Raw genomic sequence first — 10,778 nt, 5'->3', positions numbered from 1 at the left:
AAGCCAGCATAAATTTTGAATTTACGCTGCACAAAAAACATGCTTCCCAAAAGAGAAACGAATACGAGTATGGTTTTAATGATAAGTGCGAACATACAATTACAAACGTACAATAAAATGTTCTTTTACTTGCTCTTTGCGAAAAAATACAAATCCCCAAAAGAACGTATCGACAGTTACAGTGACTTTCGGATGCTTTTTTATAATTTCCCAAGCTTCGGTCATGTCTTTGCTCCAATGAATATCGTCAAAAATAAAAACAGTATCGTTATGAGCTGTTTTGAGCAATGTTTCAAAGTAAGAAAGTGTAGCTTCTTTTTGGTGATTTCCATCAAAATAGACCAAATCATAGTTGTGTTCAGCGGCTTTTGGTAAGGATTTAGAAAATTCTTCAACTTGAATAGAAACAGTATTTAAATTGTGTTTTTTGAATTGTTCTTGTGCGATTTGAGCCGTTTCAGGACAACCTTCTAATGTCAATACTTCGTCTGCTTTTTTCATCGCAATAGTGCCAATTCCTAGTGAGGTTCCTAGTTCCAAGGATTTTTTTATGTCTAAATAAGGAATCAATCGCGCTAAGAGTTGTGCACGTTTTTTAGTAATTCCTGCATTTTTAGCGATGGCGGAAACTTTTCTTTTGTTGGATGAAAAAACTCTGCTTCCTGCACCAAAATCTTTGACTTCAATAATCGTATCATTTTTTAGTAATTCGCTGCGATACTGTTGAATGTTCTTGTAAATTTCTTTGGACGATTTGTCATAAAAACACTTCGTAATCAAATCATACACAAACGGCGAATGCACACCATGCTGATTGCTTGATGCTGCCAAAAACCGAAAATAGGCAAAGATTTGATACCACATAGTTACTCTTCCATTTTTGCAGCCAACTCAAACCAACGTTCGGTTTTTTCTTCCGATTCTTTGATGATTTTCTGTAAATCCATTGATTTCTCCTGAATTTCTTCTTGTGATAATTCGCCCGAAACAAATTCTGCTTCAATTTTCTCTTTATCTTCTTCCAAACGCTGAATGTCTTTTTCCAAACGTTTGTATTCTTTTTGCTCGTTGTGCGTTAAATTTTGCGAAGAATCATCTTGTCGCCACGATTTCTTTTCTTTCTTTTCAGTAGATTTTTCAGGTTCAACACTGTCTTCATACGCTCTAAAGTCGGAGTAATTTCCGGGGAAATCTTCAATCACACCATTTCCTCTAAAGATGAATAAGTGATCTACAATTTTATCCATAAAATACCTGTCGTGAGAAACCACTAACAAACAACCAGGGAAATCAAGTAAAAAACTTTCTAATACGTTCAATGTAACGATATCTAAATCGTTTGTTGGCTCATCCAGAATTAAAAAATTAGGATTCTGAATTAAAACAGTACATAAATACAGATGTTTCAATTCGCCACCAGATAATTTTTCAACAAAATCATACTGACGTTTTCTATCAAACATAAAACGTTCTAACAACTGCGCAGCCGAAATTAAACGCCCTTTTTTCAGTGGAATATATTCACCAAATTCTTTAATGACATCAATTACTTTTTGTCCTTCTTTCGGATTGATTCCACTTTGTGTATAATATCCAAACTTAATAGTTTCTCCAACAATTACTTTTCCTGAATCAGGTTTTAAATTCCCTGTAATCATATTCAAAAAAGTAGACTTTCCCGTTCCGTTTTTTCCAATGATACCAACGCGTTCGCCTTTTTTAAAGACATATTCGTACTTGTCTAATAAAACTTTATCTTGAAACGATTTCGAAATATTATGCAACTCCAGAATTTTACTTCCAACACGTTCCATATTAATTTCTAATTGCACTTCGTGTTCGTTACGACGTTTGTGTGCTCGTTCTTTGATGTCGTAAAAATCGTCGATTCGTGACTTTGATTTTGTCGTTCGTGCTTTAGGCTGGCGACGCATCCAATCGAGTTCTTTTTTATATAAATTCTTTGCTTTTTCAACTGAAGCTTGTTCAGATTGGATTCGCGCTTCTTTTTTGTCTAAATAATACGAATAACTTCCTTTATAGCTGTATAATTGCCCGTTTTCTAATTCTACGATTTCATTGCAAACTCGTTCCAAAAAGTAGCGATCGTGCGTTACCATAAAAAGGGTAATACTTTCTTTTTTGAAAAACTCTTCTAACCATTCAATCATTTCTAAATCGAGATGATTTGTTGGTTCATCCAAAATTAATAAATCGGGTTTATTGATTAAAACAGTTGCCAAACCTAAGCGCTTCTTTTGGCCACCAGATAAATTACTGACTTTTTGCGTTAAATCGTCAAGCTTAAGCTTAAATAGAATTTGTTTGTATTGTGTTTCAAAATCCCATGCATTGTGCAAATCCATTTTATCAAATGCATTTTGGTATGCTTCTGAATCATCAGGATTTAGTAAAGCACGTTCATAATTTGCAATAACATCCAAGATTGGATTGTCGGAAGCAAAAATGGTTTCTTCTATCGTAAGTTTCGGATCTAAGTTTTCTTTTTGCGATAAAAATGCCATGTGAATTCCTTTTCGCATCACAATTTGCCCACTATCGGCTTCTGCATTTCCTGTGATAATATTTAACAGGGAAGTTTTTCCAGTACCATTTTTGGCAATGAACGCTATTTTTTGATCTTTATTGATTCCAAAAGAGATATCTTGAAATAAAACACGTTCACCAAAAGACTTTGAGATATTTTCGACGGATAAATAATTCACGTTGTTGATTTTTTTACAAATTAAAAATAAAAAGATCAGATATGTTGCATAGAATTTTATTATTACTGCGTAAAACTTATATTTGCTTGTTAAACAACAGTACTTATTAATGAAATTGAAAGTCCCAATATCAATTCTACTCATTTTTTTCCTGTTAGCTTCTTGTGTTTCTAACAAGGAACTCACGTATTTTGGAGAAAAAGAAGGTGATAAAGAACTTATTGAACAGTCTATAAAATTAAACTCAAAACCTTACAGAGTTCAAATTGGCGACTTATTATCAATCAGTATCAAATCGACAGATGCAAAGTTGGTGGCAATGTTTCAACCCGTAGCTGCTGAAAATGTTGGAGGACAACAGTCAGAACAAAGTTTATACTACAATGGATTTACAGTAAGCAAACATGGAAACATTGAAATTCCGATTTTAGGAAAACTCAATGTGTTGGCATTTACCTTAGATGAAATTGAAGAAGCAATCAATAAAAAATTACTAGAAGAATATTTTAATAAAGCAGAAGACTTATTTATTGTGGTAAAATTAGCAGGTTTGCGTTTTACAGTAACAGGAGAAGTTGCAAGTACCGGAATTTATACATTATTCCAAGATCGTGTCAATATCATTGAAGCATTGGCAAGTGCGGGAGATATTACTGATTTAGGAAATAGAAAAGACGTTTTAGTCATTCGTCAATATCCACAAGGACAAAAAATCCATCACATCAATCTCACAAGTGTAGATGCGTTTAATTCTCCATATTTTTACATTCAACCCAATGATATGGTGTATGTAAAGCCTTTAAAGCAGAAATCGTTAGGAACAGGAACTACACTTATACAATCTGTTACAGCAATTGTTACGGTATTATCATTAGTAACAAGTGTAATCGTATTGTCTAGAAACTTATAGGAATATGGAAGGTGAATTTGACGAATTAAAACCACAAAATTCTTTAGATATAAAAGCGCTTGCTTTCCGAGCACTTAATTATTGGTATTTATTTGTGATTACTTTGGGAATTGCATTTGCAGTAACGTATTTCTACAACAAACGATTGGAACGTATTTATAGTATAGAAAGTTTAATTTCTATAAAAGAAGAACAAAATCCGTTCTTTTCTTCAAGCATGAACCTTACCTTCAATTGGGGAGGCGCAAGCGATAAAGTAGAAACCATTAAAACCATTTTAAAATCAAGATCGCATAACGAAAATGTAGTACGCTTGCTACAATCATACATTCATTACAAAAAAGAAGGATTGTATCGTTTGGAAGACATTCATACCAATGCACCTTTTATTGTAAGTTTAGATGAATCTGTACCGCAACTTACCGATACGCCCATAAAAATTATATTTACAGACGAAAAAAATTATACCGCAAGTATTGATTTTTCTGAAGATAGAGTCTACAGAGGATTAAATTATAAAAAGAACAAAGCTTCTAGTTTTTCAACAGATGGAACTGCATATTCAGGTAATTTTGTAACGAATGTTGAAGTAAAATCACCGTATTTCAAATTTGCGTTAACGTCACGGAGAGATACACAAATCAAGATAGGGCAACCATACTATATTTATTTGACGAGTTTAAATTCTGAAATCTCTAAGTATCGTTCTATCACCGTCGGTGTAAAAGTACAAGGAGCTTCGATGTTGGTATTAAGTCTTACAGGTCCAAACCGTGCTATTTTAGCGGATTATTTGAATGTAACGACAGAACTATTAAAAGAAAAAAATCTCGAAGAAAAGAATCAATTCGCAACAAATACACTGGCATTTATTGAAAAAATGATTTCTGGTGTAGAAGATTCGTTACGAAAAGATGAGCAAAAACTAAAGAAATACAAACAAGATAACAAAGTATTCAATCCATCTTTAAAAGGAGAAGAAGTATTTGCCAAATTAAATCAATACAGTATAGAGAAAAATGGCTACATGCTTAAGCTCGAATACTACAAACTCTTAGAAGACTACTTAACAGGTAGTACAGATTTTAGATCGTTGCCAGCACCAGCTTCTTCGGGAATTGATGATGTCAATATTGTGAATAATGTGTCTACAATTGTTGGCTTATCAATTAAAAGAGCAAAACTAAGTGAAACAGTAAAAAATGATATCTTCTTTAAAGAAATAGACCAAGATATTGAAGCGACCAAACGTGTATTGCTTGAAAATGTAAAAACGGCAAGATCTTCCACAGATATTGATATAACCAATGTAGAAAGTAGAACAGCAAGAGCCAATGCAGAGTTTAGAAAATTACCAGAAGAAGAGCAACAATTATTCAATATAGAACGTAGCTACAAATTGAGTGAAGCTTCATATAGTTTATTGCTAGAAAAAAAGAATGAAGCAGGAATTGTAAAAGCAGCCAATGTTTCGGATGTAAAAGTAATTGACAGTGCTAAAGATTTAGGGCAAGCGTCAATTTCACCAAATACCAGAAAAAATTACTCTATAGCTTTATTCTTAGGATTGCTACTTCCATTAGGGTTTGTGTTTTTGGTAACTGTGCTCGACAATAATATCAACACGCCAGAAGACATTAAAAAGCTTTCAAATATTCCAATTTTAGGAATTGTAAGCAGAAGCAAAGCAAATAATAATTTAGCAGTATTTGAAAGTCCAAAATCATCTGTTGCAGAAGCATTTCGAGGAATCCGATCGAGTTTGCAGTACATTTACAAAAACTTAGCAAAAGACAAAACCAAAACAGTAATGATCACTTCTTCAGTCAGTGGAGAAGGAAAAACATTCTGTTCTATCAATGTGGCTTCTGTATTTTCTTTAACAGGAAAAAAGACGGTTTTAGTTGGGTTAGATTTACGTAAACCTAAAATATTTGGTGATTTCGGAATCGACAATGAAATTGGTGTTGTAAACTATCTCATCGGACAAAAAGAGCTAGATGAAGTCATTCAGAACACAAAATATGATAATTTAGATGTGATTACTTCGGGATCAATTCCGCCAAATCCATCCGAATTATTAATCAGTCAGCAATTAGAAGAATTTATAGCAGCATTAAAACAGCGTTACGATTACATCATATTAGATACGCCGCCATTAGGTTTGGTGTCTGATGCATTAGATTTGATAAATCATGCAGATGCAACAATATATATGGTTCGACAAGACTATTCAAAGAAAGGCATGTTGAACATCATAAATGATAAATACAAAAAGGGAGAAGTCAAAAACATAAGTTTCGTATTCAACGATTATCGCCAAAAAGCCAAATACGGTTATGGCTATGGATACGGTTATGGCTACGGATACGGGTATGGAAGTTACGGAAATGGATACCATGAAGAAGAAAAGCGATCACTCTTATCACGACTGACAAAACCTTTTAAAAGAAGAAAAAACTAACAATCCCCAAACAATGAAATGCTTTTAAAGTATTTCAATAGAAAGTGATTATGACGATATTAGGAATATCCGCATTTTACCATGATTCTGCGGCAGCAATTGTTCAAGATGGCAAAGTAGTAGCTGCAGCGCAAGAAGAACGTTTTACACGTAAAAAACACGATCCTGCATTTCCTACAAATGCAGTAAAATACTGTTTGGAACATGTCGGAAAAACAATAGACCAGCTAGATGCAGTCGTTTTTTACGACAAACCATTATTAAAATTTGAACGTTTATTAGAAACCTATTATGGCTTTTCGCCGAAAGGTGTCACATCTTTTATAACTGCAATTCCAGTTTGGTTGAAAGAAAAAATGTTCTTAAAAAAGTTGATAAAGGATGAATTAAAAGAAATCCAACCATTCAACAAAAAAACACTAAAACTATTGTTCCCAGAACATCACTTGTCGCATGCTGCAAGTGCCTTTTATCCGTCGCCGTATCAAAAAGCAGCGATTCTAACCTTAGATGGTGTAGGAGAATGGGCAACAGCGTCCATAAGTCTTGGTGAAGGAAAAGATATTACGATGTTGAAAGAATTGCAATTTCCACACTCTGTCGGATTATTGTATTCAGCATTTACCTATTTCTTAGGATTCAAAGTCAACTCAGGCGAATACAAGCTCATGGGATTGGCGCCGTACGGAAACCCAAATTCGGAACGTACACAAAAATTCAAGGAAATCATCAAAACGAAACTCATCAAAATAAATGATGATGGTTCAATTTGGTTAGATCAACAATACTTTAACTATGCGGTTGGATTGCGCATGGTATACGATAAAAAATGGGAAGAATTATTCGGTTTCCCAAGAAGAACATCCGAATCTGAATTTGAACAACACCATTCTGATTTAGGATTGGCAATTCAAGAAGTAACGGAAGAAATCATCATCAAACTAGCCAAACACGCCAAAGAAATTACAGGCGCAGACTATTTATGTATGGCTGGTGGCGTTGCACTAAACTGTGTAGCGAACGGAAAACTACAGAATGAAAACATCTTCAAAGAAATATTCATTCAACCAGCAGCAGGAGACGCTGGCGGATCGTTAGGAGCTGCATTAACTGCATATTACACGTACTTTGATCAAGAACGTAAAGTTGAACCAAACGATGCAATGAGTGGTTCGTATTTAGGACCTGAATTCTCAGACTTAGATGTGGAGAAAATCAACAGAAAATACAGCGCGAAAGCAACATACTTCTCAGATTTCAATAAACTAACAAAAGAAGTAGCAACCTACATTTCAGAAGGAAACGCAATTGGTTGGATGCAAGGCCGTATGGAATTTGGTCCACGTGCGTTAGGACGCAGAAGTATCTTAGGAGATGCTCGAAATCCTGAAATGCAGAAAAAACTCAATCTAAAAATAAAATACAGAGAATCATTCAGACCTTTTGCGCCATCTGTTTTGGCGGAAGATGTAAACGAATTCTTTGATTACGAAGGCATTTCACCATACATGTTATTGGTGCATAAAGTGCATCCAAAAATCAAAAATGAAGTACCTGTAAACTATCACGATTTACCAATACGTGAAAAACTATATGTAGAACGTTCTTCATTGCCAGCAATTACACATATTGACTTTTCGGGAAGAATTCAAACAGTACACAAAGAAACCAATTCAGAATATTGGGAGCTCATCAACGAATTCAAGAAAATTACGGGTGTTGGTGTTGTCGTAAACACAAGTTTCAACGTGCGTGGAGAGCCAATTGTATGTACGCCAAATGATGCGTATCGCTGTTTTATGCGTACGGAAATGGACTATTTAGTCATTGGAAATTTTGTGTACAAAAAGTCAGATCAGCCAAGTTGGCAAGATTCGGACGACTGGAAAGAAGAATTTTTATTAGATTAAATAGCTGTGTGGAAAACAATTAAATACAATCTTATCATTTTATTGGTGCTTATCGTACTGATAGAAATCATCTTGCAGTTTTTTCCGGTGCCTGATCCGTATGAGAATGCAAAAAAGAATATGTTTTATCCACCGATTGGAAACATGTATATCGAATCGCAATTTGATCCGAATACAAAGTTTGAATTTGCTACGGAAGAAGGTTTATTAGGGTTTGATAATTACAAGGAAAAGACCAACTTTACAGTAAACAATGTTGGTTTTCGCGGTGATGAACTCAAAATGCCAAAACCGGATACTGAATATCGAATTTTCGCTATTGGCGGAAGTTCTACAGAAAGCTTGTATGTAGACGATGCAGATGTTTGGACGCAAGTGTTGCAAGAAAATTTAAACCGTGACAACTATCAAAACAAAATAGTAAAAGTATACAACGCAGGAAAATCGGGTGATAATATCCAAGATCATGTGGCTATGTTATCGCACAGAATCATTCACTTGCAACCAGATGAAGTCATTGTTTTTTGTGGAATAAATGATGTTACACGTTTAATGTTAGACAATAATCCGCTAAAATTTAACGTAACTGAAAAAGTAGACACCGAAGTAAGTTTTGGTAAAATGTTAGGTGTTTTCTTGTATGAATTTCAAATTCCAAGACGATTATACTACGCGTTCAAAAGCGAAGCAGATGCACTAGAAACCATTGAAATTCAGTCGAATTACAAGAAAAAAGTAAAAAAGACGCAAGCGCGACCTGTTGAAAATCAATTACCTACAACCGATTACGGGAATTATGCAAATAAATTAAAAACCTTAATTGGTATTTGTCAGGCGAATGATATAAAGCTTATATTTGCGACGCAAGTAGTAACTTGGGATACGGAAGAAGAAGCGTTGCAAAACTGGCATTGGATGACGTCTCGCGGCGGAATTCGTTACAACGCGAAAATGCTACAACAAAAAGTAGATAGCATCAATGATATCACAGTAAATGAAAGTGTAAAACTTTCGATACCTGTATTCAAAACGGATTCAATCATTCCAAAAACAAGTGCGTATTTGTACGACGATTGCCATTTTAATCCTGCGGGAAACAAAAAAATGGGCGACGAATTAGCAACATTTATAAAGACCTTAAATCAATAAAAATATGGAGTTTTTAAAAGATCTATTCAGATTCTTAAAAGAACGAAAAAAATTCTGGCTTTTGCCAATGATCATTGTATTACTATTACTAGGAATCATCTTAGTTTTAGGTGGCGGATCTGCCATTGCACCATTCATTTATACCTTATTCTAGACTATGAAAGAGGATAATTCAAAAGTAATATTGGTCATGGTAGTTGGTTTTTTGCTAATAGCAACATACCTACATTTTAAAACTGACTATGTAACTGCCGCCAAAGTACTATTTATAATAGCGCTTAGTGTTGGTGTAGCTTCGTTTTTTCCACCATTGGAACGTTTAATTGTATGGATTTGGGGAAAAATTGCACTAGTTTTAGGATGGATCAACACAAAAATCATCTTATCGTTAGTCTTCTTTATCTTTCTAACGCCATTTGGAATCTTGTCAAGAATATTCACGAAAAAAAGTGCATTAAAGTTAAAAAACGATTCCAAAACTACTTTTGTAGAACGCAATCATACCTACACAAAAAAAGATTTAGAAAATATTTGGTAACCTAAAACTCAAACCATTTGGACAAGCCCCAAAAACATACTTGGTTATTTGAAATATCTTCAAAAAGCAATGTACTCGATTTCAAATTCAAAGAAATTTGGCAATACCGAGACTTACTAATGCTTTTTGTACGTCGTGATGTCGTTACCTTATACAAACAAACCGTTTTGGGTCCGTTATGGTATCTAATTCAACCTTTATTAACTTCGGTAATATTTACCTTGGTTTTCAACGGAATTGCCGATATTCAAACAGGAACGGTAAATGCTTTTTTGTTTAACCTTGCGGGAATTACCATTTGGAATTACTTTGCAGAATGTCTCAAAGCGACTTCAGACACGTTCAAGAAAAATGAAAACATCTTCGGAAAAGTCTATTTTCCAAGAGTCATCATGCCGCTATCAATCACGGTTTCCAACTTATTAAAATTCGGAATTCAAATCCTAATATTTACTGCGTTTTACATATTCTTTGCTTCGCAAGGAAAGGCAGGAGATCTTTCACCATTCCTGCTATTATTACCTTTAATCGTACTGATAATGGGATTATTAGGTTTAGGTTTAGGAATGATTATCTCTTCAATGGTCACAAAATATCGCGATTTAACATTCTTAGTACAATTCGGAATTCAACTCATGATGTATGTTTCCGCAGTCATGTATCCGATGGCAATCGTAACAAAAAAATTACCATCGTACGTTTCATGGATCGTAGAATACAATCCGCTAGCGCGTGTCATTGAATCATTCCGTTACATGGTATTTCAACAAGGAGAATTTTCATTACAATACATATTCATCACTTTAGGAATTTCAATCGTAGTATTTCTATTCGGATTGATCATATTTAACAAAACAGAACGTAATTTCATAGACACGGTATAATGCAGGAGAAAGAAGTCATATTACGTGTAGAAAGCCTATCGAAACAATATCGTCTGGGCGTTATTGGTACAGGAACCATTAGTCATGATTTAAATCGTTGGTGGCATAAAATTCGTGGAAAGGAAGATCCATATTTACGAATTGGTGAACGAAACAAACGGAATTCTGTTGGGAAATCAAACTATGTTTGGGCAATA

Annotated in this window: 9 protein-coding genes and 1 pseudogene; 8 read left to right on the top strand and 2 right to left on the bottom strand. The window is 34.4% G+C overall.

Features of this window, described 5'->3' with window-relative positions; translation table 11 throughout:
* Positions 1 to 99 precede the first annotated feature (99 nt).
* Positions 100 to 864 carry an O-methyltransferase gene (locus tag AB8B65_RS18325; protein ID WP_405302734.1) on the bottom strand — a complete coding sequence of 255 codons (765 nt, stop codon included), beginning with the start codon at positions 862 to 864 and terminating at the stop codon, positions 100 to 102.
* Between the two features lie 2 nt (positions 865 to 866).
* Positions 867 to 2,726 (bottom strand): ABC-F family ATP-binding cassette domain-containing protein, encoded by a 1,860-nt coding sequence (locus AB8B65_RS18320; protein WP_405302733.1) that lies wholly within the window; start codon positions 2,724 to 2,726, stop codon positions 867 to 869.
* Between the two features lie 109 nt (positions 2,727 to 2,835).
* On the opposite strand from AB8B65_RS18320, the gene AB8B65_RS18315 reads away from it, so the two are divergent.
* From AB8B65_RS18315 to AB8B65_RS18280, 8 genes and pseudogenes are all read left to right on the top strand, one after another.
* Entirely contained in the window at positions 2,836 to 3,636 is an 801-nt protein-coding gene (locus AB8B65_RS18315; RefSeq protein ID WP_405302732.1) for a polysaccharide biosynthesis/export family protein, read from the top strand.
* Between the two features lie 4 nt (positions 3,637 to 3,640).
* Positions 3,641 to 6,100: a polysaccharide biosynthesis tyrosine autokinase gene (locus tag AB8B65_RS18310; protein ID WP_405302731.1), complete on the top strand. Its 2,460-nt coding sequence runs from the start codon at positions 3,641 to 3,643 to the stop codon at positions 6,098 to 6,100.
* 50 nt (positions 6,101 to 6,150) lie between these two features.
* Positions 6,151 to 8,010, top strand: coding sequence for a carbamoyltransferase (locus tag AB8B65_RS18305; RefSeq protein ID WP_405302730.1), 1,860 nt, complete (start codon positions 6,151 to 6,153; stop codon positions 8,008 to 8,010).
* A gap of 6 nt (positions 8,011 to 8,016) precedes the next feature.
* Entirely contained in the window at positions 8,017 to 9,159 is a 1,143-nt protein-coding gene (locus AB8B65_RS18300) for an SGNH/GDSL hydrolase family protein (protein ID WP_405302729.1), read from the top strand.
* Positions 9,160 to 9,163: 4 nt separating this feature from the next.
* The gene (locus AB8B65_RS18295; protein ID WP_262498073.1) at positions 9,164 to 9,313 is read left to right on the top strand and encodes a DUF5989 family protein; all 150 of its coding nucleotides are present in this window, start codon (positions 9,164 to 9,166) and stop codon (positions 9,311 to 9,313) included.
* A 3-nt stretch (positions 9,314 to 9,316) separates the two neighbouring features.
* On the top strand, positions 9,317 to 9,697 hold the full coding sequence (locus AB8B65_RS18290; protein WP_405302728.1) for a hypothetical protein: 381 nt from the start codon (positions 9,317 to 9,319) through the stop codon (positions 9,695 to 9,697).
* A 17-nt stretch (positions 9,698 to 9,714) separates the two neighbouring features.
* Positions 9,715 to 10,581: an ABC transporter permease gene (locus AB8B65_RS18285; RefSeq protein ID WP_405302727.1), complete on the top strand. Its 867-nt coding sequence runs from the start codon at positions 9,715 to 9,717 to the stop codon at positions 10,579 to 10,581.
* Positions 10,581 to 10,778: pseudogene (locus AB8B65_RS18280) on the top strand (ABC transporter ATP-binding protein); the annotation flags it as partial. The gene AB8B65_RS18285 and the pseudogene AB8B65_RS18280, both read left to right, overlap by 1 nt.

The organism is Kordia sp. (genome assembly GCF_045105435.1).
Classification (GTDB): domain Bacteria; phylum Bacteroidota; class Bacteroidia; order Flavobacteriales; family Flavobacteriaceae; genus Kordia.
This window is presented reverse-complemented; position numbering and strand designations above follow the sequence as displayed.

Coding starts and splice junctions, on each gene's coding strand:
- AB8B65_RS18290 (WP_405302728.1), top strand. CDS start 9,317: ATGAAAGAGGATAATTCAAAAGTAATATTGGTCATGGTAGTTGGTTTT.
- AB8B65_RS18325 (WP_405302734.1), bottom strand. CDS start 864: ATGTGGTATCAAATCTTTGCCTATTTTCGGTTTTTGGCAGCATCAAGC.
- AB8B65_RS18305 (WP_405302730.1), top strand. CDS start 6,151: ATGACGATATTAGGAATATCCGCATTTTACCATGATTCTGCGGCAGCA.
- AB8B65_RS18315 (WP_405302732.1), top strand. CDS start 2,836: ATGAAATTGAAAGTCCCAATATCAATTCTACTCATTTTTTTCCTGTTA.
- AB8B65_RS18295 (WP_262498073.1), top strand. CDS start 9,164: ATGGAGTTTTTAAAAGATCTATTCAGATTCTTAAAAGAACGAAAAAAA.
- AB8B65_RS18310 (WP_405302731.1), top strand. CDS start 3,641: ATGGAAGGTGAATTTGACGAATTAAAACCACAAAATTCTTTAGATATA.